This window comes from Lacibacter luteus, from assembly GCF_004118265.1.
Lineage (GTDB): Bacteria > Bacteroidota > Bacteroidia > Chitinophagales > Chitinophagaceae > Lacibacter > Lacibacter luteus.
The window spans coordinates 153,502-179,028 of record NZ_SDHW01000001.1 but is presented as its reverse complement, the minus strand read 5'-3'; the positions used below and the strand labels follow the sequence as shown (position 1 = coordinate 179,028).

The window sequence follows — 25,527 nt, the reverse complement described above, 5'->3', positions numbered from 1 at the left end:
CTGCAGCATGTGAAATTACTGCAGGATTTTTTATTACAAAGATCAGTACGCTTATTGATGTTTTCTTTTCAATAGCCATTGCTTATTTAACTCTTGTAAGTTTCATTTCTCCTCTGTCATTTTTTATCAGTATTTCATTTTCACTTACAAGTTCTGCAGTGCTGCTCAATTTGTTTTCATTAAAGGAAATAGTGAAAGAAAACTTTTTCCCATCTATTTTCCCTTCCTCAAGTTTAGATTCGCCGAATTGTGTTTTCCAAATGCCGGTAACCACTTTGCCTTCAACCTTAAACGTGTACTCAACTTCAAACGTGCCGTTAGGTGTTTCACGGGTGCCTTTCCATTTACCGTCAATAGCATTTTGAGCAAAAACATTGAAACCACCTAATAAGAACAATACACAAAAAATGAATTTCATATAAACATATATTTTAGTGTGAAATAAATAATTTAAAATTTCTCTACGCCCTTAACGTTCATTTTTACTGAAGTAATCCTGTCCGGACTAGTCATGAATAGTATTTTGTTATTTGCCCCTGCAAAAACATTGTTTGTACCTCCACCACCGGGAATCGTTAATATCTTGTTGCCTTTTTTATCATAAGCATTTAATCCCGGACCGCCACTTACATAAATGTTTCCACGTTCATCAAGCGACATGCCATCACAGAAATTTAAATTGTTAACCAATGTCTGCATGTTAGAAAGTGTACCATTAGCATTGATATCAAAAACTTTGATTTGCCCAGAACCATCGTATGTCCAATTGTTCACATACAGTTTTTTACCATCAGGAGTTCCTGTGATGCCGTTAGGCCATATATCGGCATTCCAACCCGCCATTGTTGTTACCCTAACCAATGTGTTGCTACCTGGAGCGAGGTAATAAACATGACCTCCTTTGCCTGTTGCGGCCTGCTCAGAGTGTGTGGGTTCCCAATTTTGTTTGCGTGGATCAGATGCATCCCAGTAATCTCTTGGAAATATAGGGTCGGTAATATAAATGCCTCCATCTTTGGGGTTGATCCATATATCATTGGGGCCATTTAACAGTTTGCCATTGTAGTTATTTACTAATACGGTGTGAGAGCCATCCGGAGCTATCTTCCAAAGTTCTCCATGCATATCTGCACAAGCAATGAGATAGCCATCTTTGTCAAAAGCCATTCCATTAGCACGGCCTGTACCGGTTAAAAACGTAGAGATCTGCCCGGTAGATGCAGTCCATTTGTAAATTTTATCATTGGGCTGATCAGTAAAAAACACATTACCGTTTTTATCAACAGCTGGACCTTCGGTAAAACGAAATCCTTTTTGAACAGTGTCTAACACACCGTGCTGGCTTGCAGAAATAAGACCAGTGGGATCAAAAAAAGTAGTGGCAGGAAAAACCTTGCTTTCAAAAACAGAAGATTGTACTTCTTTAAGATCATTGTTTTCATTTTCAGCATAGATCATGTTTTTGGTACAGGAAAGAAAAACGAGCGTGCATAACACTCCCAGGAGAAAGAATGTTTTCTTTTTCATACAACAAACAATTTTAGATTTAAAATAAAGTCTGCAACATCCGTTGCCAATGCAGAATTCTGAATTGAAACGAAAAGTATTGTTTCCCAAAAGCAAAAACTACCAATAGAATCCAGTGGAGAATTTTAAACAACAGTGTGACTACGACTTTCTCATCCTTTGTAAGTATTCTGATGGAAGCAAATTGAATTTCGCTTTAAATGATTTGGCAAAATAATTGGGTGTAGAAAATCCAACCGAGTAGGCCACTTCAGCAATTGTCAGATCACTTTTTTCCAGCAATTGCGCTGCTTTATCAAGCTTAACAGAGCGGATAAATTCAACAGGCGTTTTGCCGGTTAATTCAAGTAGCTTACTGTATAAAGTACTTCTGCTCATTCCAACATGCTTGCTGAGATTCTCTACCGATAATTGAGTGTCTGTGAGGTTGTCTTCAATATACTTTGTAATGGAAAGAAGAAGTTTATCAGAAGCCGATTCAATTGCAATCTCTGGCGAAAGAATATCTACACGCTTACTGTAGGTATTCTTTAAAGTATCATTTAGCTGAAGAAGGTTTTTAATTTTTGCATGGAGCACCTCTGAATTAAATGGCTTGATAATGTAATCGTTTGCGCCTGTTTTTAATCCACGTATCTGCTCATGTTCTTCGGTTAATGCAGTTAAAAGGATAACAGGAATATGACCTGTGCGCTTATCATGTCTAATTTTTGTACAAAGTTCAACTCCATCCATATGCGGCATGCTGATGTCGCTCACGATCAGGTCAGGATGTTGTGCCAATGCTTTTTGCCAGCCTTCCAATCCGTTTGCAGCTTCAATAACTTTGTATCGCTGACGAAGATTGTCTTTCAAATAGAATCTGAAATCATCATTGTCTTCAACGAGTAATATCGTTGCGAATGTTTCTCCGCTATTATCTTCAAGGTTTATATCATCTTCAGGTTCTAGTTGGTTTTCAGTTTCAGCAACTGCTTCGTTTAGTTGCACAGCAATTGGGGTTATTTCGGAAGCCAATGCTGCTTCTTTCAACGGAAGATGAACAGTAAATGTGCTGCCAACTTCTTCTTCACTTTCAACTGTAATAGAACCATCATGCATTTTTACAAATTCTTTTGTAATCGAAAGTCCAATACCCGAACCCTGGTTAAGGATGGATGCTGCTGTTGGATGCTGAAAGAAGCGTTCGAAAATTGCTTCTTTCTTATCGGCAGGGATACCAATGCCGGAATCTTTTACTTCAATGGAAAACGAGGTTTGGTTTGTAATGAGGTCGGTTTCTTTTTTTTCTATTACAAGCGTTATCTCTCCGCCGGTAGTGGTAAACTTAAATGCATTCGACAACAGGTTAAAAAGGATACGCTCTATTTTGTCATGATCAAAGCTTGTATAAAATTTTTCTGCGTTACTGCTAAACCTGTATTTGATTTTTTTTCGTTCAGAAAGATCAAGAAAAGAATCGAATACCTCTTTTACAAACAAGATCAGGTCGCCATCTTTGGGTTGCAATTTTAATTCCTGCTCTTCCATTTTTCTGAAATCGAGCAACTGGTTTACAAGGTTCAGCAACCGCCGGCCATTACGTTTTATTATTCCAAGCTGGTCTTTTGATCCATTTTGATTTTCTTTTGAAAGTAATGTATCAACAGGACCTAATATCAACGATATCGGTGTGCGGAATTCGTGACTTAGATTAGTTAAAAACTTAAGTTTAAGTTGATCCAGTTCATGTATACGCTTCGCTTCTTTTCGTTCCTGCTCTGCACGAAAACTTTCCTGCTCAAGCATAAACTTGCTCCTTATTTTTTCAATTCCTCTGTGCCGGAAATAAATTAATGTACCAGCAATAAGCAGCGTATAAAAGATATAGGCATAAATGGTTCGCCAAAAGGGAGGACGAACATAGATCTTTATTGATGTTCCTTTTGTATTCCATACGCCGTTATTATTACTTGCTCTTACCCTAAACACATAATTGCCGGGAGAAATATTGGTATACGATACGGTTGAGACGTTACCAATGTTGATCCAATCCTTATCAAATCCTTCCAGTTTATATTCATATTGGTTTTGTTCAGGGGCAGTATAATTTAAGCCTACAAAGGAAAGAGCAAAGTTTTGTTTGTAGTCAAGGTTTATTTCGCTTGCTGTAGTTATGTTTTCTTCTATAGGTCCATCTTCTGATGGCACTACTGATCTGTTGGAAATTTTAAGATCTGTTATAATAACGGGTGGTATAGTTTTATTCTTTTTGAGATTCGCAGGATTGAAATAGTTGAAACCTTCGTGTCCTCCAAAAAACAGATCTCCGTTTCGTAAACGCAGACCAGATCCAAGAATAAATGTATTATGCTGAATGCCGTTGTGATAGTTGTAGTTATTGATTTTTTTGCTTTGTGTATCAAAACTGCTCAGGCCTTTATTAGTGCTTATCCAGAGCAGCCCGTCATTGTCTTCAATTATCTTATAAACATTATTATTGGTAAGTCCTTCTTTTTCTGAATAAGTAATGAATTGGTTTGTTTTGCGGTCAAATAACGCTAAGCCGCCTCCAAACGTACCGGCCCAAATATTTCCATACCTGTCTTCCAGTAATGTCAACACTTTGTCGTTAGGCAATTTGCTGTTCTGTGTTGTGTAAATGGTAAACTTTCCCGACGCAGGATTATAAATTGCAATTCCTCCGCCATGTGTTGCGATCCAGATATCGCCATTTTTTGCTTCAACAAGATCACGTATATATCCATTGATCGGTAATTTAATTTCGTTAGCTAAAGTTGGGTTGGGAGTTAACCTGGCTGTTACTTTGTTGTTATTATCCAGAATTAGAATACCGTTCCCGTTTGTACCAACCCACCTGTTTCCTTTTCTGTCTTCTTTAATGCTGTAGATATAGTTCGAATTGATATCAGTTATCTTTTCTCCCTGCAGCAGTTGTTCGTATCTTCCCGACGATTGATCGTAAGCAAATAATCCATCACCAAACGTACCGATCAGTAATTGATTATTTCTTGTCATTGTCAGGGTCATGATCGTTAGGTTATTGCTTCCTGTACGTCTTGACTTGAGATTGATTTGCTGAAACAATTTCGTTGCAGGGTCAAATAAACTAAGCCCACCGTCGTCAGTACCTACAAAAACTTTGTTGTCTTTTGCTTCTGCAAAGGAAGTAACAATTGGCGCATTCAACCCTTGTTTATCGAATGGATTACTTTGAACCAAATTAAAAAGCGTAAGGTTCTTATCATATTTATTAACGCCACCCAAAAGTGTTCCGAGCCAGCAAATACCATCATCAGCCAGGTACACATAACGAATACTGTTGCTCGACAGGCCATTGGTATTGCGGGGATTAAAATTATAACCGGTGATCTTTTTTGTTTCAGGATCAAGTATGTTCATTCCCTCCGATGTAGCGATCCACAGTTTATTGGCAGCATCAACGGCTATTGAAGAAATAATGTTGCTGTTTAATGTTTGACTGTTGCCCTGTGTGTGCTTAAACCGCACAAATTTTTTATTGATCCAGTCCAACATATTTAAGCCATCAGCAGTGCCAATCCAAATGGTGCCATACTTATCTTCCTTAATTGTTTGCACATGATTGCTGCTTAAACTTGCAGGATCATTTGCCGAATAGCTGAAACGGGTAAAATTGTTTGTTTCTTTTATATATAGGTATAACCCTTCACTTGTTCCAATCCACATTCTATGCTTGCTATCTTCAAAAAGCGCATTGCATGTTTTGTTGAATCTTGATCGGTTATCTGGTTTGAAGTCAGTAATACGTTGCGTTTTTTTATCCATGATACTGACGCCATCAAAATGACCGATCCACAATCTCCCCGAAAAATCCGTACAAAGATTCATAATCACATTATTACGGATTGAATTTTCGTCGGGTCTGGAAGTAAAACTGGTAAAAGCGTCCTTCTTTCGATTATACAGGCTTAATGAACCGCCACTTGTTCCCACCCATAAATTTCCTTCTCCATCTTCATGAAGTGATAAAATTTCATTAGCCTGTAAGCTTGATGGATCAGCCGGTTTGTTGCGGTAAACCTTAAAGTTGGCACCATCGAAACGGTCTAAACCATCATCGGTTGCAAACCACATAAACCCGTACCGGTCTTTTATGATCGCATTTACATTATTTGAAGACAGCCCGTCTTTAGTAGTCAGCGAGGTAAAATTAATATCCTCTTGCGCAGTTGCCTGAAACAGCCTGGTAAATAAACAGGCGCAGAAAAACAGGAGGGGTTTATTAATTGACATTTGTGGCTGCAGGTAATTTTTAAAGTAATATCAAAAGCACTTCTTCACTCCCCGGGGTATCATTAAATAACAATCGATTATTCAATCTTTCTCACGGTAAAACAGTACTGGATTTGTTTTCTTTTCCCGATTTGACAAGTAGAGTTTCAGTTTTTTCTAAACGCTGCTTGGCATCAGAATTTTAAAACAGAAGGCAACAAGTTTCAACAGGAATCTTTACCAAAACTTGTGATATAGTTTTCTGTCGAAACGCATTTTTTAATTCAACCCGAAAAGCAAAGAACAAATGCTAATGTAAAACTTGTTTGCAAATAAAAATGCATTTTCAAAAGTAGTCAAAAAATTAACTTATTGATTTTCAATCAATCTAATCGGTTGCATTAATTGAAACAAAACATTTCTTCTATAAGTTTCAACAAATGAGCCAGCCCTGCCGGAACGCAGAAATTAGTTTTGACAGGTAATGATTTTTTAAAGCTTCAAAGGTTTGCGTTCGGTTTGCTTTCTGAAATTTTTACATCACAAGAAGGGTATAGGAGGTTTAAAAAAAGAGAGACAACTCAACATTTGACTTTCCTTGAATTGACTGCAACCTGACTTGTTTTAACACGATTGTTTAGTAAAACATAACCAACCTTGATTAACTGCTTTGCACATTGCATAGTATTTCTATGCGGGTCACTGCATGTGATTAAGGGTCATTACTGCTGATTGCCATATGGAAGTATTAAAAGATTTACAACTACAAATTGCGCTGCACAACGACATTCGGGCATACAGGCAACTGTATCTGCTTTTGTCGGATAGGCTTCAACATTTTTCCTTTTCAATTACCAAGTCTCGTGAAGGTGCAGAAGAAATCGTTTCTGATGCATTTATTAAAATCTGGCAAAAGCGCAGCCAGTTACATGGCATAGATAATCTGAAAGCCTACCTGTATACTACAACCAGAAATCTATCGCTCAACTACATCGCAAAACAATCGAAGAGCCCGGTAAGGGTGTTAAATGAAGTACCTGCTGAAACAATTATAGAGCTCAACAGCCCGGAAGAAATGTTGATCGCAAAGGAAACATTTATCAGCATCGAACAGGTAGTTCATAGGCTTCCGGCACAATGCAAAGCGGTCTTTCAACTGGTAAAAGAAGAAGGATTGAAGTACAAAGAGGTGGCTTCGGAATTGAATATTTCTGTTTTTACAGTTCGTAATCAAATGTCGATCGCTACTAAAAAAATAGGAAAGGCACTCTTCGTTGTTGTACAGGAACCGTTTGCACAGGCGGTTTCAAATTAAACAAAAGATTGAAGCGCTTTGGTACATAATCAGGTTCTGATTGTCTTTATAAAGGGCCAATAAAGAATTGCTTAACATAAAAATGATTGCTTTAAGATATGGATACTTCCTGAACACGATTTCTCAGCATTTGGTATAGCATGTTTTAAAAACATAAAACGAAATCAAGACTTTCTACAATTTAAAAAATCAAGTATGAAATGCGTGGCTAAAAACTGGCTGCTTAGGCTAACGATTGCTCTCTGCTGTATTTTATTAACAGATTTACATGCGTCGGCACAAGGAAGTTTGAGAACAATTTCCGGTACCGTTAAAGATTCATCAGGTATACCTCTTGGTGGCGCAACAATTAAGGTGAAGGGTACCGAAATTGCATCTTCATCCGACTCAACAGGTCATTTCAAAATAACTCTTCCGGCAAAAAATAAAATGCTTGTGATCAGTTATGTTGGAATGGATGAAATGGAAGTAAGCATTACCGACCAAACTGTAATTGAAGTGAGGCTTGGTATTGCCCGCACATTATTAGAAGATGTGGTGATTGTTGGTTACGGCAAACAAAAGAAAGAAAGTGTAGTGGGTGCCATCAGCCAAACAACCGGTAAAGTTCTTCAACGTGCAGGTGGTGTATCAAATATTGGTGCAGCTTTAACCGGCAATGTTCCCGGTGTAATAACTATACAAGGTACCGGTATGCCCGGTGCAGAAGATCCGCTCATTTATATACGTGGACAGGGAACCTGGAACAGTGCAGGTCCGCTCATTTTAGTAGATGGTATTGAACGTTCTATTAACGGCGTTGATATTGGTTCTGTTGAAAGTGTTTCTATTTTAAAAGACGCATCTGCCACTGCAGTATTTGGTGTAAAAGGTGCAAATGGTGTTGTACTTATTACAACTAAAAGAGGTGTAGAAGGTAAAGCCAATATTAATGTTACTGTTAACTCTACTATTAAAATACCTTCACGTTTACCAGAAAAGTATGATGCGTATGATGCGTTAACCATCAGAAACATGGCCATTGAACGTGAGCTTGGCGTTAGCCCTGCATCGTGGCAGGATTACACACCACAGGCGATCATCGACAAATACCGCAACCCTGCAAATGCACAGGAAGCACAACAATATCCAAATATAGATTGGCAGGCTGAGTCGTTAAAGAAAATGGCAATGGCTCAGAATGCCAACATCAATATATCAGGCGGCTCGAACTTTGTAAAATATTTTACTTCTGTTGACTTTTTACATGAAGGCGACATTATGAAAATACCCAACAATGGTAAAGGGTATAAGCCGGGCTTTTTTTACGACAGGTTGAATATTCGTGCAAATCTTGATTTTAAATTAACCCGCACTACAACTTTATCTTCAAACGTATCTGCTCTTTATGGTAAGCGCCAGGATACATGGAGTGGTTTTGAATATTCATGGTACCAGGGTATTTATGGTCTTGCTCCCGATCTTTTCTACCCTGTTTACAGCGACGGTTCTTTTGGTTATTATCCGCTTGATCCTGTATCAACCAATAACCCATCACACATCCTTTCAAACAACGGTGTACGAAATACCAAAACAACACAAATGACTACGGACTTTATCCTTACACAGGATTTAAGTGCACTACTCAAAAACTTATCGTTCAAAGGTTCGTATTCATTAGATAATACATTCGTTGCACAAGGTGGCCAGTTTGATGATGGTAGTGCAATTGTTAAATGGATTGCGCCAGACGGAAGAGTACAATACCGCAACACTGCAGGACCTAACCAGTTTGATTATATTTTACCACAATGGTCTGTTAGAGCTGATGCTTTCCAGAACGGACAAACAAGAAGAAGACGTGTTTATCAGCTGCAGCTGAACCATGCAATAAAAGTTGGTAAGCATAACATTACTTCTATGGGTTTGTTCATGCGTAATGAAAATGCAGTGGGTAGCTCTTTCCCCGAATTCAGAGAAGATTGGGTATTCAGAACTACATACAATTATGGAAACAGATATTTTGCAGAAGTAAATGGTGCTTATAACGGATCGCAACGTTTTGGCCCCGATTACAGATTCGACTTTTTCCCATCTGCAGCTGTTGGCTGGACATTGACAAATGAAAAGTACATGAAAAATATTTCATGGTTATCTACACTGAAACTGCGTGCTTCTTATGGTTTGGTAGGTAACGATGCAGTTGGCGGCAACTATCTGTATTTAACACAATGGTCTTATGGTGGACAGGCACGTATGGGCGATAACAATGCAAACAGTCCGTATGTATGGTTCAGAGAAAATACAATTGGTAATCCTGATATTCATTGGGAAACTGTGGCTAAGGCAAACCTCGGTATGGATTTTACTTTGTTCAGAGGTTTGCTTGAAGGTAGTCTCGAATTTTACAGAGATCACCGTACAGATGTACTAATCAGCGGTAGCCAACGTGCAGTACCTGCATATTTCGGTGGCACACCTCCAACAGCAAATCTTGGTCAAACCATTGTACAGGGGTATGAACTTGAATTGAAGTTCAATAAAACTTTCAATAAACAACGTGATATCCGTTTGTGGGCTAACATTGCTATGACGCATGCTAAAGATGAAATCATTGATCGAGATGATCCGAAATTATTAGACGATTATCTGAAACAGGCAGGCTATCAGATCGGTCAATACAGATCGCAATTACGTGCCGGTTATTACAACACATGGGACGAAGTTTATGGCAGCAGCATTGTTGATCAAAACGACAATAATAAACTCCCCGGTAATTTTAATTTAATTGATTTTAATGGTGATGGTGTCATCAACAACTTTGATAATGTACCATATGCTTATCCTGAAAGGCCACAGAATACATACACAGCCAGCATTGGTTTCGATTATAAGCGTTTCTCCATTTTTGTTCAGTTCTATGCTGTAAATAATATAACAAGGAATTTAACACAAACAAACTTCGCTGCTGCATTGAACTCTGTATTCAAGCAAGGCGATTACTGGACAAAAGATAATACAGATGCAGTTTCTCCGCTTCCACGCTGGAAATCGAGACTTTACAGTTACGGCGACTTCTTCAATTACGACGGATCTTATGTTCGTTTGAAAACTGCAGAGATCTCTTACACATTAAATCCATCATGGTTGAAAAGAACAGGGATGCAATCAATGCGTTTGTACATCAACGGTAACAATCTTCTTTTCTGGAGTAAAATGCCCGACGATCGTGAAGCAAATGTTGGTTCCAGCAACTTCTCCGGACAGGGTGCATACCCAACTGTTCGCCGTATCAATTTCGGACTTAACCTAAGCTTATAACTGCAAAAGAATTATTTATGACAAAGCATTTTAGAAAGTTAAACTTAGCAGCAACTGTATTGCTGATTGTATTGAGTTTGGTTTCGTGTAAAAAATATTTAGACAGACCTCTGGATGCAAACATTTCAGAAAAAGATGTATTTACCAGTTTTCGCAGCTTTCAGGGTTTTACAGAAGAGCTGTATGCATGTTTGCCCGATATGTCGAAATCTACCTGGAACAGTGAATGGAATATGGGCGATGATATTTTGTCCACTACCAACGCAAACTACAGGTTGAATGCAGAATTTGATAACGGCAACTACAGAGCCTGGCAAACCGGTGGCGGTGGTTGGGATAATAGCTGGCTCGATGACAGAACTGCATCAACAAATCCCAACGAATGTCACGACAAAGGTCTTTGGCCTTTATCATGGTATGGCATACGCAAAGCAAATCTTGGCTTGGCAAATCTTGATAAATTAACAACTGCAACACAGGAAGAAAAAGATGTATTAAGAGGGCAATTGTTGTTCTTCCGTGGTTTCTTTCATTTTCAGTTAATGAGTTACTGGGGCGGATTACCCTACATCGATACAGTGCTTTCAAGTTCGGAAAGACTGGAGTTGCCACGTTTGAGTTATAGAGAAACGGCATTAAAAGCTGCAAAAGATTTTGAAGAAGCTGCAGCTTTACTGCCAAGCAATTGGGATAATTCACCTGTTGGTCAAACAACATTAGGCAATAATCAGCAGCGTGTAACAAAATCGATGGCGCTTGGATTTAAAGGAAAGGATTTGCTTTATGCTGCAAGCCCAATGATGAACAAGGAGTCAACCGGAAAAGATGGATACGATGAAGAATTATGTAAGCAGGCAGCAGATGCTTTTGCCCGTGTAATTAAAATGTCTGAAGCGGGAGAATCGTATCATAAATTATTAACGTGGGATAAATACAGTGAAAACTGGTACACCATATCTTCTTACTCAAAACATCCCGGTTATCCCGAAGTAATTTTTGGTCCTCCCACATTTGTTGGTTGGAAATCACGTTGGTCGTTAGTGAACATGTTTATTCCTCCACCATTAGGAGGCGAGGCTGGTATTTCATCTCCTGCAGCCAATTATGTAAACTATTTCGGTATGGCGAACGGTCTTCCGCTCGATGCAGTTGGTTCAGGTTATGATATAGCTGATCCATGGACCGGCCGTGATCCACGTTTCTACAAAGCAATTACCTATGATGGTGTACGGCTCATCCGTGGTACTGCTAATGCAGCTTATCGTTTTGCTAATCTTCATACCGGTGGCAATCTGCGTTTGGAGAATACAGCAAGCCGCAGCGGATACCTGGTTCGCAAGTTTGTAACCGATGGCTGTAACAACACAGACAATGAATGGAACAATATCAATATTGTTATTCCATACCTGCGTTTAGGCGATGTTTATTTAATGTATGCTGAAGCAGTATTACAGGGTTATGGTACCGCACAAAGCAGCGTACCTGGCAGTATTACTGCATTAAGTGCTATTAATAAAATAAGAACAAGAGCAGGTGTGCCGGATATAGATGTCCGTTTTCTTGGATCGAAAGAAAGTTTGATGAGTGAATTGATGAGAGAGAGAGCAGTTGAATTGGCGTTTGAAGGTTTAAGATGGCACGATCTGCGCCGTTGGGGTGTGGCAGGTGAGAAAAAATATACAGAAAAAACGGTGATCGATTTTGACAGGGGTGGTAATGGAAAGCCGCTTAACCTTAGAGAGCGGGTAGTTGTAACAAGAGTGTTTGAAAAGAAACACAACTGGCTTCCTCTGCCTACCAACCAGGTAAATCTTTATCCATCGTTTGGTCAAAATCCCGGATGGTAATCACTAAGTAAACGAACGCTTACGAACAGGATTTAAAACCTGTAACGTGCCGTGTTATCGTAAAATTCAAGTTTAAAATTTAGTTAATGAAGTATTTTAAAATATGTTGGATGCTCTGTGCAGTTATCTGTCTTTTTTCAACAGGAATAAAAGCGCAGGACGTAACACAAATCAATATTTCATCTGTAGTGTACGATGAAAAAGGAAACCCGGTTGAAGGAGCCATTATTTCTGGTAACCAGGGCAAGACTGTTGCTTATTCTGATAAAGCCGGAAAATTCCTGATTAATGTTCCGATTAATTCAGACGTGGTTATTACAGCAAAAGGTTTCAGAACACAAACAGTAAAAGCAACTGCGGGTTTTGAAAACATTATTCTTGCAGGCAACGATGCAATGTATAATGAAGTATACCTGCCCTTTACTAAAATAAATAAAAAAGATGTAGCCGGCGCTATCAGTACGTTGAATCCTGAAACATATATCGACCAGGATTTTAACCTGTCGGTTACCGGTGGTATGAATGGCAGGGTAGCAGGTATGCTTTGGAGTAACAATATCTGGGGTTTGGAAAATGCAATTGTAATTATCGATGGGATACGTCGTGAGTTTACAGATATCAGCTTTAACGAAGTACAACAGATCTCTGTTCTTAAAGGTATCAATGCAGTTGCACTTTACGGAAGTCAGGCAGCAAAAGGTGTTATTTTCATTACAACAAAGAAAGGCGAAGTGAACGGTCGTAAAATCGGTATACGGGTTAACTCTGGTGTTGCTTTGCCAAGTGAATTGCCCAATTATCTCAACTCATCTGAGTATATGACTTTGTATAACGAGGCAAGAAATAATGATGGCCTTACCAATCTTTATGATGCAACCACCATTCAGAATCATGCAAGCGGTAATCCATATCGTTATCCAAGTGTAGATTACTATTCATCACAATATTTGAAAAAGCATCAAAATGCAACTGATGCCAATGCAGAATTTTCCGGTGGTAACAGGAATGCAAGATTCTATTCTAATATCGGATGGTCGAACAGTTCTACCTTATTAAATATCGGAGAAGGTAAAAACGAAAACGATAACCGTTTAAACGTTCGTGGTAATGTTGATTTGAAGCTGAACGAGCACATATCCAGTTCGGTATATGTATCGGCAATTTTCAGCGAAAGCCGCAGGGCACGTGGTAACTATTGGAGTAATGCCGCAACATTATTACCAAACAGATTTACTCCGCTGATCCCGATCGATTTGATTTCTCCAAACGATAAAACATCGTTGGCATTGGTTGCTGCAAACCGTAATTTAATTGATGGCAAATACCTGCTGGGTGGTGCGCAACAGTTTCTTACCAACCCAATTGCAGACTTGTATGTTGCGGGTTACGACATGAACATCAGACGAGTATTCCAGGTAACAAACGAAATTAATGCAAGCCTCAACTCTGTCATCAAAGGGTTATCGTTTCATACACTGTTTAATTTAGATTACGCTAACTCTTATCTGCAATCGATCAACAATACCTATGCTGTTTATGCGCCAACATGGAGTGCTACTGCAGATACGTTAACAAGATTGCAGAAGTTTGGAGAAGATGCACGCCCGGGTATACAGAATATCAACAACACAACTCAAAGACAGAACATTGGTTTTTCTTCCTGGTTCGGTTACGATAAAACAGTTGCGGCCAATCATAACATTTCAGCCAAACTGCTTGGGTTTACTTCATCTGTTTCTGTGAATGATGTTTACCAGCCCATCACGAATTCGCATATTGCGTTGCAACTTGGCTATAATTATAAACACAAGTACTGGGTTGATTTCAGTGCTGCATATGTGAACTCTACAAAATTACCGGAAGGAAACAGAGCAGCATTTTCACCAACCTTTAGTCTTGGATGGTTATTAAGTTCAGAAAAATTTTTAGCAAGAGCTAAAGCCATTAATCATTTAAAATTATCTGCTTCAGGCGGTATTTTAAATACTGATCTTGATATCAGTGGTTATTATCTCTACGAGAATATTTATCAGCGTGGTTCATTTTTTACCTGGAACGACGGTGTGCAGGCACAGAACCAGGCAACTGCTGCAGCATATGGCGCAAGTCCAAACCTTGGTTTCCCAAGAAGAAAAGAAGTGAATGCAAGTGTTGAAGCTGCTTTCTTTAATAATCTGCTTACAATGCAATCAACTTTCTTTATTACAGAAATGGATGGATTGCTGACACAGCGTTTTTCGCAATATCCTAACTACTTCAGTTCATTTATTCCTTACACCAATTACAATGCCTATAAACGCTCAGGATTTGATCTGATGCTGAATGTAAATAAGCAGTTGGGTGATGTGCAACTTAGTTTGGGAACAAACCTTGTGTACACAAAATCTACTGTAACAAAACGTGATGAACTGTTTTTGGATAGTTACCAGAACAGAAACGGCAAACCACTTGATGCAATTTTCGGTTTGCAAAATGCAGGTTTCTTTATGGATCAGGCTGATATCAATAACAGCCCTCGTCAATTGTTCAGTGAAGTAAAGCCCGGCGATCTGAAGTATGTTGATCAGAATGGAGATAATGTAATCGACAGTCGTGATGAAGTGATGATCGGCAGGTACATCGCTCCGTTTACTTATGGAATTAATTTTTCAGTAGCATACAAAAACTTTAACCTGTTTGTATTAGGTACCGGAAACAACGATGGTTATGGACTTACCAATAACAACTATTACTGGGTAAGCGGCGATCTGAAATATTCTGATGTTGTACGCAACAGATGGACAGAAGCAACAAAAACTACTGCTACGTATCCACGCTTAAGCTCCCAACAAAACAATAACAATTTCCGCAGTTCTGATTTTTGGGTTTACAAAACAGACCGGTTTAACCTGAGCAAAGTACAGCTTACGTATAACTTTTCGAACACCATGCTTCGCCACTCTTTTGTGAAAGGATTACTGGTTTATGTTTCAGGCTCTAACCTGTACACATTTGCACAAAACCGTAAGATCCTGGAATTATCTGTTGCAAGTACACCACAGTTCAGAAGTTACAACGCAGGAATCAGAGCACAATTTTAATGTAAGATCCACACCGAAAATTGAACATTATGGTTAACAAATTACTGATACTTTTTATAACAGTGCTTGCATTGAGTGGTTGTAAAAAAATACTTGCACCACTTGATGACAACCACAGAACATTAAGCGATATCTATTCCGATCCTGCATATGCAGAAGGTATATTAATGAATGCGTACACCAGGCTCCCCACAAATGGTTACACATTCAACGAAGTAGCAACAGACGATGCGGTTACAAACGATAAGTTTAATCCGTTACTGAATATGGCTACAGGATCATGGTCGGCAGCAAACAATCCTGTTGATCAGTGGAACAACTCGTACTCTGCTATTTTGTATTTAAATCTTTTTTTGAAAGAGGTTGACAGTGTAAACTGGTCACCAATGAATAAAGATGTACGTATACTTTTTACCGATCGTTTAAAAGGCGAAGTGTATGGCTTGCGTGCTTTGTTCATGTATCATCTGTTACAGGCACATGCAGGTTACAGTGCAAATGGAGAGTTGTTGGGTGTGCCCATTATTACAGAAGTATTAACGCCCGATTCGGATTTTACAAAACCACGTAACACATTCGATCAATGTGTGCAGCAGATCTATACCGATTTAACCGAAGCTGAAAAATATTTACCGCTTGATTATACAAATATTGCTGCCGGTCAGCTTCCTGCAAAATACAGCACAATGGCTGTTGCAGATTACAACCGTGTATTCGGAACATTTAACAGGCAGCGCATGTCGGGTCGTATTTTAAAAGCAGTTAAAGCACGTACAGCTTTGCTGGCGGCAAGTCCTGCTTTTAATCCACAATCAACAGCAGCGAAATGGGAGAAAGCAGCAAACGATGCCAGTGAAGTAATAAACCTGGGCGGTGGCATTAATGGTTTAGATCCGCAGGGTGCGTTATTTTATACAGCAGCAAATGTAAACGCAATCAATATCAGCCCTTCTTCAGGTGCGCCTATTGAGCAAAAGGAAATGTTATGGAGAGGAAATATTGTTAATACAAACACACTGGAGATCAATAATTTTCCACCAACACTTTTTGGTAACGGGAGAATAAATCCAACACAGAATCTTGTTGATGCATTTCCAATGGCAAATGGATATCCTATTACTGATCCGGCAAGTGGTTATGTAGCAACAAATCCTTATGCCAATCGTGATCCCCGCTTAAGAAACTATATTGTTGTAAACGGAGGAACGATTTCTAACAAAACAATTTTCACAAAAACAGATGCTCCTACCAACGATGCTGTAAACTTACTGCCTACATCTACACGTACCGGTTATTATATGCGTAAACTGTTAAGAGAAGATGTGAATGCAAATCCTACAGCAAGTTCAACGCAAAAGCATTATCCGGTGCATGTCCGTTATACCGAACTGTTTCTTATTTGTGCAGAAGCCGCAAACGAAGCATGGGGGCCCGATGTTGCAACTACACATGGCTATTCTGCAAGGAGCATTATCCTGGCAATCAGGAAAAGAGCAGGCATAGCACAGCCAGATAATTACCTGACATCTGTTACAACAAAAGAAGATATGCGTAAGTTAATCCGTAACGAGCGCAGACTTGAGTTATGTTTTGAAGGATTCCGTTTTTGGGATATGCGCCGCTGGAAAGAGAATCTTGCTGAACCTGCAAAAGGTGTTGTCATCAACAACAATGTATTCACCATACAAAATGTGGAGAACAGACAGTACACAGATAACATGTACTATGGCCCAATACCATTAACCGAAGCACTCAAAGCAAATCTTTTACAAAACAAAGGCTGGTAATATTTGAACTATAACTATTAATGCTAGAAATATGAAACGAGTTTTTTTAATATCTGTTATTTTACTCTCAATCATTACTGCCTGTAATAAAAAATGGGAGTTTCCTGATTACAAATATTCAACGGTTTATTTTCCGTATCAATCGCCCGTAAGAACGCTTGTGTTGGGAGAAGATATCATTGATAACACACTGGATAACCAGCGCAAGTGTTTAATTATGGCAACAATGGGCGGTGTATATGAAAACAAGAAAGATGTTACGCTTACTGTAGCAGTGGATAATACACTCACACAACGCTTACGATTTGGGTCGGCAACCGGAACTGATGTGATTGCAATGCCTGCTAACTACTATACACTTCCACAGGACATGAAGATTGTTATTCCTTCAGGAAAGGTGATGGGCGGTATTGAAGTGCAGCTCACTGATGCTTTTTTTGCTGATCCCCGAGCCATCAAAAATACCTTTGTTATTCCGATGAGGATTACTTCTGTTGTTAATGCAGATTCTATTCTCAGGGGCTCAACAACAAAAACATCTCCCGATCCACGCCTTGCTGCAGATTGGGGTATTGCACCAAAGGATTACGTGTTGTATGCAATAAAATACATCAATCCTTTTCATGGTGTTTACTTACGCAGAGGTGTTGCAGAAGTGAAAGGTAATAATGGCAATACAGCGTTAGATACAACTGTAGTTTACCGTAACCAGTTTGTAGAAAAGGATGAAGTATGTAACCTGTTCACCAAGTCGATGACACAGGATAGTATTTCCTTAAATGCAAAGAACAAGGGTAATATCAATGCAGCATTTCAATTGGTATTAAACTTCGACAATGCCGGTAACTGTTCAGTTGCAGGGCCTGCGTCTGCAAGTTATACAGTGAGTGGGAATGGAGCTTTTGTAAAGAAAGGTGATATGTGGGGAAATCAAAAACGTGATGTATTGCATTTGAAATACCAGGTAAACTTTGGCACAACAACACACAGTTTTACTGATACACTTGTATTAAGAGACAGAGGCGTAAAATTCGAAACTTTCAATCCGGTAGTTTATTAAGCGCAAACGTTAATCACAGTGGTTGTTTTATGAACAGACATCAGCATGTTCATAAAACAACAGGGTAATGTCGTATATGAATGACATTTTTAATAAAGTACAACATGCAAAAAAGATTTGTAAAAAGTATAGTAATAGCAGTAGGTGGATTTGTTTTTCTTAACTGCAGCGGAATAAATGATGGCCCTTCATTGAAGGAGAGTTTTAAAGGAGACTTCTTTATTGGCACAGCATTAAATACTGCTCAGATCGAAGAAAAAATTCCGGGTGCGGCTGCGTTGGTTCCTCAGCAGTTCAATGCAGTAACACCTGAGAATATTATGAAAGCGGAGGTGATGCATCCTGAATGGAGTAGATATAATTTTGAGATGTCTGATAAACTTGTGGCTTATGCTAAAAAACATAACATCGTAGTGAATGCACATACGCTGATCTGGCATAGTCAATTACCACAATTTGTGCGCCGTATAAAAGATGCAGACTCAGTTCGTCTTTTCTTCACCGATCATATTAATACCATTGCCGGCCGATACGATGGCCAGGTGTATTCGTGGGATGTGGTAAATGAAGCATTGAATGAAGATGGTACAATGCGTAAATCAATTTTCCTGGATAAGCTGGGTGATGATTTTGTAGTGGAAGCATTTCGACTGGCGCAAAAAGCTGCACCAAAAACCAAACTTTATTACAACGACTATAATATTGAGCAGCCTAAAAAGAGAGCAGGTGCCATTGCACTTATTAAAAAAATACAGGCCGCAGGTGTGCGTATTGATGGGGTAGGCATCCAGGGGCATTGGCACATTAATCATTTGCCATTAAAAGATATTGAAGAAAGTATTCTTGAATTTTCTGCTTTGGGTATTGATGTAATGTTTACTGAACTTGATTTAAGTGTATTGCCCAACCCTCGGGACATTGTTGGTGCAGATGTAAATCAACGTGCAGCATATGAAGCAAAGCTAAACCCTTATACAACAGGTTTGCCCGATTCTGTGCAAACACAGCTTGCTAAAAGTTACGAAGATGTGTTTCGCCTGTTCTTGAAACACAAGGATAAGATCAGCCGTGTTACACTTTGGGGTGTTGATGATGGACAATCGTGGCTCAATGGCTTTCCTGTTCGTGGCCGAACAAATTATCCTTTACTTTTTGATAAAGAGTTTAAACCCAAGTCTGCTTTTTACAAAGTCATTGCATTAAAAAATAAAAGTAAATAATCTGTTCCCTGTCTTATTCAGCCGGATGATTTATTGAAGTTATTATAAAAAAGCTTTTATCACGTATAGCAATCAATAGTTAATCGTCCGCCGTTTCTACAGCGGACTTTAAATTAAGCGTATTCAAGCAGATGCCGGGCAAGAGTCTCTGCCTTGCAAAAAAGAAGTGAAGAAAAAATGGAATCACAAAAATTGAACATACGAAAGTATAAACAGAACGGTATGAATGTAAACATTCGTCGAAGTATAGCAGTTGCAAGTATATTAATAGCAAATGTATTTGTTGCGCTGGGACAGAAAGATGATATTGATTCTTCTGTTTTTTATAATCAGGTAAAAACCTATGTTAATCCTGTTTTGCCCGGCGATCATCCTGATCCTACCATGTTACGTGTTGGAGATGATTTTTACCATTGCGGTTCAAGCTTTCATTTTACACCTTACCTGCCCATTTATCATTCAAAAGATATGGTGCATTGGAAACTGATCAGTCGTGTGGTTACGCCTGCAAAAGCTTCGTTTGTTACTGATCGTCCTTCTGCAGGTATCTGGCAGGGAGCGATTACATATTTCTATGGTTCGTATTGGATCTATTTTTCAGCCAATGGTCAATGGTTTAGCAAAGCAGATTCACCTGCAGGTCCCTGGTCCGATGCTGTGCAGGTAAAATCAAATCCTGTTACCGGGCCTTTAGGATATGATAACTCCATTTTTGTTGATGATGATGGTAAGCCTTACATGGTGATCAAGAACGGACAAAAAGTAAACCGCATCCAGGCACTTGGCAGAGATGGGCAGCTAACCGACACCGTTATTAATCTTGATTGGGTGAATGCGAAGCTGCAATACAGTTGGGCCGAAGGTCCTGTTATGTGTAAGCGTAATGGTTATTACTATTATTTTCCTGCAGGTGATGTATCAGGTGGTCAATATGTATTAAGAGGAAAAGCACTTACAGCCGATTCCACACAATGGGAACGTCTGGGAGAATTTTTCAAACCAATAACCGATCCCAATGTTGGTTTTCGTCGTCCCAATCACATATCAGCTCCCATTCAATTAGCAGATGGTTCCTGGTGGACAATTGGACAGAGTTATGAACGATATGGCAATGATGATTGGTCGGGCAAAGGCCGTCAAACATCACTCTATCCTGTAATATGGGAAGACGACAGACCTTGGGGCATGGCACCAACAACGCACCCGGTTAAGAAACCCGATCTTCCAAAATCAGGTATTGCATGGAGAAGCGTGCATACTGATTATTTTGATAAAGACATCCTTGATCTGAACTGGCATTTCTTAACAAAAAATGATATTGCAAATTATTCTGTCAATGCAAGAAAGGGATGGGTGCGTCTCATTCCCGATAGCGGCAGAACAAGCCTTGTACAAAAAGAAACCGATCATTATTATTCTGCAGTAACCAAAGTTGATTTCAATGCAACAGATACTGCAGCAAAAGCCGGTCTGTATCTTTCAAATGGTAATCAGAAAACAGTTGTGCGTTTGTACAGCGCATTTGAAAATGGAAAGCAGTTGATATTTTCATTCGATACTGCTGTGCGGAAAATTTCAAACACAACCGGAAATGTTGTTTGGCTGAAAGTAGAACGGCAACTGCATAAATTATTTGGCTATTACAGTGCCGATGGAAAAAAATGGTTATCAATGGGTGCACCTATCAGTGCGATTAGTTTAGATAAGGTGCAGCCCAATTACAACTCATGGGTTGGTACAAGTGTAGGTTTGTTTGCAGAAGGCAAGCCGGCGGATTTTGATTTATTTATTTGCAAAGACGGTTTCTCTACAATGCCTGCAGTTGGCTACAGCAATTATTATGCTGTTGAAAAAGTGACTGTTGGTGATGATGTGGTTGTAACAAATAATTCTGAACATGGTGGTTGGTTTATGATCTCAGGTGTGGAAACAGGAAACAGTGCAACAAAAATTGAACTTGTTGTATCAGCATTGAAAGCAGGAGAGTTGGAAATATGGATCGACGATTTAAAAACAGGTAAGTTAGTTGCAACTATGCCTGTTGCAGCAACGGGTAAAAATCAATGGAAGTCTGTAAGCAAAAATTTAAAAAATGTAACAGGCAAACACGACCTGTTTATCAGGTTCAGAAGTGGAAGCGATCACCAATTATTTGTAAAGAGCATTCGTTTTTTGGGTAAATAAACAGCAGGTAATTGTTTGAAAGGATGATTACATTTAAACAATTGCCAGTTCATAAGTTTATGATGAAATATTTAGTATTTGTTTCGTTTCTTTTTGCTCACAGTATTTGTTTCGCTCAAACAAATACTGCTTTAAAATTGTGGTACAATACCCCTTCGGGCAGCACGTGGGAAAATGCATTGCCCATTGGCAACGGACGGTTGGGTGCAATGGTTTACGGAAACGTATCCAACGAAATTATACAGTTGAATGAACATACATTGTGGAGCGGAAGTCCGAACAGAAACGATAACCCGCTTGCATTGGATTCTTTGGCTGAAATGCGTAAGCTCATCTTTGATGGTAAACAAAAAGAAGCGGAACGGTTAGCCAACAAAGTCATCATCAGCAAAAAATCACATGGGCAGATGTTTTTACCTGCCGGTGAATTGCATCTTCATTTTGATGGGCATGACAACTACACTGATTATTACCGTGAACTCGATATTGAAAAAGCAATCACTAAAACATCTTATAGTGTTAACGGTATCAATTATACAAGAGAAGTATTGGCTTCTTTTCCCGATCGTGTAATTGTAATGCATCTTAGTTCCAGCAAACCAAACAGTCTTTCATTTACTGCTTTTTATAAAACTCTTTTGCCGAATGCACAACGTACTACAATTGCAGGCAATCAATTGACCATCGCCGGCACCAGCAATGATCACGAGGGAGTAAAAGGAATGCTTCGCTATAAAGGCATTTCAGAAATCAAAACAATTGGTGGTTCAACTTCTGCAACCGATACATCCATCAGTGTCAAAAATGCAACAGCAGTAACCATCTATATTTCTATTGCTACCAGTTTCAATAATTATAACGATGTAAGCGGGAACGAAAACGAACGTGCAGCATCTTATCTCAACAAAGCAGTTGCAAAATCGTTTCAACAGATCAGGCCGTTACATATTGCAGCGTATCAAAAATATTTTAATCGTGTAAAGATCGATCTGGGAGTAACCAATGCTACAGCACATCCAACCAATGAACGCTTGAAAAATTTTGCAAGCGTCAACGATCCGCAATTTGTTGCATTGTATTACCAGTTTGGTCGCTACCTGTTGATCTCTTCTTCACAACCCGGCGGACAACCAGCCACCCTGCAAGGAATCTGGAACAACAAACTCCGTCCACCTTGGGACAGTAAGTACACCATCAACATCAATACTGAAATGAACTACTGGCCGGCAGAAAAAACAAATCTTTCGGAGCTGCATGAGCCGTTGTTGCAAATGGTGAAAGAATTATCGGTAACGGGAGTGCAAACAGCAAAAGATATGTATGGCGCAAGAGGTTGGATGGCGCATCACAACACCGACATCTGGCGTGCAACCGGCGCAGTGGATGGTGCATTCTGGGGTGCATGGGCCAATGGTGGTGGCTGGCTCAGTCTGCATTTGTGGGAACATTATTTATACAACGGTAATAAAACATTTTTAGCAACAGCATATCCGGTACTAAAAGGTGCTGCGTTGTTTTATGTTGATTTTTTGGTTGAGCATCCAACAAAAAAATGGTTGCTGATGAATCCTGATATGTCGCCGGAGAATGCACCAAGAGCTCACCAGGGTTCTTCACTCGATGCAGGTACAACCATGACAAATCAAATTGTGTTTGATGTATTCAGCTCAACGATACGTGCTGCAGAAATTTTGCAGAAAGACAAAGCTTTTGTTGATACACTAAAAAAAATGCGTGACCGTTTGGCTCCGATGCATATCGGTCAGCATGGGCAATTGCAGGAATGGCTCGATGATATTGATGATCCCAACGATAAGCACCGGCACATTTCACATTTGTATGGTTTGTTTCCTTCGAACCAGATCTCTGCATACCGCACAGCACAATTACACAATGCAGCCAAAATTACATTGCTGCACCGTGGCGATATTTCAACCGGCTGGAGTATGGGATGGAAAGTAAACTGGTGGGCAAAAATGCTGGATGGCGATCATGCTTTTCAACTCATCAAAAATCAACTCACACCGGTTGGAACAAACGAAGGTGGTGGTGGAACTTATAATAACCTGTTTGATGCGCATGCACCGTTCCAGATCGATGGAAATTTTGGTTGCACATCAGGCATTACTGAAATGCTGATGCAGAGTGCGGATGGCGCTATTCATTTGTTGCCTGCTTTACCAACTGTTTGGCAAAATGCCGGAAGTATTACTGGCTTACGTGCAAGAGGCGGTTTTGAAATCATCAGCATGGAATGGAAAAACGGAAGGGTAGTAAAAGCTGTGATCAAATCAGCCATCGGAGGAAACTTACGGGTACGGACTCCCAATGAGTTGAAAGCAGCAAGTGGTGTTGCATTCAAAAATGCAATTGGAGAAAACAGCAACCATCTTTATGTAGTTGAAACAATTAAAGAACCGGTTGTTTCTGAAAAAGCAACTCTTGCACCTGTTGTATTAAGTAAAACGTTTTTGTATGATATAGCTACAAAACCCGGTCAAATTGTAACAATGGTTTTAAAATGAGTATTACCTGAAATAGAAAAAAGCCCGGATGTTTATAGCCGATTTGCTGACAATAAAAGATCAGATACTACTGTTTGTATAATATTTTTCGCTGTGGTTTTATGGAAGTTTAAGAGGAGTGAGCTTTATAACTTGTAACCTTCAATACATCTTAATCAACCATTACAGAACATTGCTTGAAGCCGAACGACTAAGGCCATTTCTTCTTTATTTATCAAGCCAGGTTTGTACAAAAATGTTAACGAAAGCAATCAAAAAAAATGACATCAAGTTTAATTCAACGGTTTGTTTTTGCAGTAATTGTGATTTCATGTTCTTTGCATGCGACCGCACAACCACCACGAGGGCCGTTTGTAATTTCTCCACAGGTGCATGCAGATAAAAAAGTAACGTTTCGTTATCTCGCTCCTTCAGCAAAAGAAGTAAAACTTGGAGGCAGCCAGTTTGGTGCAGCACAAGTTGCAATGACAAAAGATTCCATTGGCATCTGGAGTATAACAGTAGGTCCAATTAAACCTGATATCTATCCTTATAGTTTTGTGGTGGATGGTGTAACGGTGATGGACCCGGCGAACGTTTCTTTTTTTCCCAACGAACGATTTAAAGCAAGTCTTGTTGATATTCCCGGTGAAACGCCGTTGATTCATTCAATAAAAAATGTTCCCCACGGAACTGTTAAGTATGAATATTATCCTTCTGTTGAAGGTTCTACAGGTTCAGTGGTAGTTTACACTCCGCCGGGTTATGATCAATCAGCAGGAAAAACATATCCTGTCTTTTATCTCATCAGCGGAACTACTGATACAGAAGAAACTTTTTTTAAAGTAGGCAACAGCAATTTTATTCTCGACAATCTTATCGCAGAAGGTAAAGCAACTCCAATGATCGTGGTGATGCCATACGGCAATCCCATGGCAAGAATAGCCGAGCAGAAAAAACAACCGAAGCCTGCTGATATTGTTGGGAGAGATAGTGAAGATGCTATCACCCGTGCCAAACTGTTTGAAACAGATCTCGTCAACAATGTTATTCCTTACATCGAAAAAAATTACCGCACCATCAACAACCGTAACAGCCGGGCCATTGGTGGATTTTCAAGAGGCGGCGGCCAAACTTTACGAACTGCCTTCAGTAACACTGATAAGTTTTCCTGGATCTGCTGTTACAGCGCCTATCTATCTCCACAAGAAATGGACAGCAGGTATAAAAAATTAGTTGATAATCCAACGCAAACAAATAAAGACTTTAAACTGCTTTGGGTGAGTGTTGGTAACGAAGATTTCTTATACAAATCAACCGTAGAGTTTATTGATTATTTAAAGGCAAAGAATATCAATCACAAAAGTTTGATCACTGGTGGAGGACATACATGGATGAATGTAAAGGACTACGTGGCTCAAACAGTACCGTTACTTTTCAAATAATTAA

General features: G+C 39.4%; 13 protein-coding genes. 10 read left to right on the top strand and 3 right to left on the bottom strand.

Features of this window, described 5'->3' with window-relative positions; genetic code table 11:
- Nucleotides 1-82 precede the first annotated feature (82 nt).
- From ESA94_RS00745 to ESA94_RS00735, 3 genes are all read right to left on the bottom strand, one after another.
- On the bottom strand, nt 83-418 hold the full coding sequence (locus tag ESA94_RS00745; protein ID WP_129128951.1) for a hypothetical protein: 336 nt from the start codon (nt 416-418) through the stop codon (nt 83-85).
- Between the two features lie 32 nt (nt 419-450).
- Nucleotides 451-1,527 (bottom strand): SMP-30/gluconolactonase/LRE family protein, encoded by a 1,077-nt coding sequence (locus ESA94_RS00740; RefSeq protein ID WP_129128950.1) that lies wholly within the window; start codon nt 1,525-1,527, stop codon nt 451-453.
- Between the two features lie 141 nt (nt 1,528-1,668).
- Nucleotides 1,669-5,802, bottom strand: coding sequence for a hybrid sensor histidine kinase/response regulator transcription factor (locus ESA94_RS00735; protein ID WP_129128949.1), 4,134 nt, complete (start codon nt 5,800-5,802; stop codon nt 1,669-1,671).
- A 718-nt stretch (nt 5,803-6,520) separates the two neighbouring features.
- Between ESA94_RS00735 and ESA94_RS00730 the strand changes: the two genes are divergently transcribed.
- From ESA94_RS00730 to ESA94_RS00685, 10 genes are all read left to right on the top strand, one after another.
- The gene (locus ESA94_RS00730) at nt 6,521-7,096 is read left to right on the top strand and encodes an RNA polymerase sigma-70 factor (RefSeq protein WP_129128948.1); all 576 of its coding nucleotides are present in this window, start codon (nt 6,521-6,523) and stop codon (nt 7,094-7,096) included.
- A gap of 288 nt (nt 7,097-7,384) precedes the next feature.
- Nucleotides 7,385-10,396, top strand: a complete 3,012-nt coding sequence (locus ESA94_RS00725; RefSeq protein ID WP_205755884.1) for a SusC/RagA family TonB-linked outer membrane protein — start codon at nt 7,385-7,387, stop codon at nt 10,394-10,396.
- Nucleotides 10,397-10,413: 17 nt separating this feature from the next.
- On the top strand, nt 10,414-12,243 hold the full coding sequence (locus tag ESA94_RS00720; protein WP_129128946.1) for a RagB/SusD family nutrient uptake outer membrane protein: 1,830 nt from the start codon (nt 10,414-10,416) through the stop codon (nt 12,241-12,243).
- 110 nt (nt 12,244-12,353) lie between these two features.
- Entirely contained in the window at nt 12,354-15,323 is a 2,970-nt protein-coding gene (locus tag ESA94_RS00715) for a SusC/RagA family TonB-linked outer membrane protein (protein ID WP_164972582.1), read from the top strand.
- A gap of 29 nt (nt 15,324-15,352) precedes the next feature.
- A complete protein-coding gene (locus tag ESA94_RS00710; protein ID WP_129128944.1) occupies nt 15,353-17,110 on the top strand; it encodes a RagB/SusD family nutrient uptake outer membrane protein in 1,758 nt (585 codons plus the stop codon).
- A gap of 31 nt (nt 17,111-17,141) precedes the next feature.
- The gene (locus ESA94_RS00705; RefSeq protein WP_129128943.1) at nt 17,142-18,170 is read left to right on the top strand and encodes a DUF5627 domain-containing protein; all 1,029 of its coding nucleotides are present in this window, start codon (nt 17,142-17,144) and stop codon (nt 18,168-18,170) included.
- Nucleotides 18,171-18,274: 104 nt separating this feature from the next.
- Entirely contained in the window at nt 18,275-19,390 is a 1,116-nt protein-coding gene (locus tag ESA94_RS00700) for an endo-1,4-beta-xylanase (protein ID WP_129128942.1), read from the top strand.
- Nucleotides 19,391-19,567: 177 nt separating this feature from the next.
- The gene (locus ESA94_RS00695) at nt 19,568-21,574 is read left to right on the top strand and encodes a family 43 glycosylhydrolase (RefSeq protein ID WP_240670946.1); all 2,007 of its coding nucleotides are present in this window, start codon (nt 19,568-19,570) and stop codon (nt 21,572-21,574) included.
- A 59-nt stretch (nt 21,575-21,633) separates the two neighbouring features.
- A complete protein-coding gene (locus tag ESA94_RS00690; RefSeq protein ID WP_205755883.1) occupies nt 21,634-24,099 on the top strand; it encodes a glycoside hydrolase family 95 protein in 2,466 nt (821 codons plus the stop codon).
- 260 nt (nt 24,100-24,359) lie between these two features.
- Nucleotides 24,360-25,523 (top strand): alpha/beta hydrolase, encoded by a 1,164-nt coding sequence (locus tag ESA94_RS00685; RefSeq protein WP_129128941.1) that lies wholly within the window; start codon nt 24,360-24,362, stop codon nt 25,521-25,523.
- Nucleotides 25,524-25,527 lie beyond the last annotated feature (4 nt).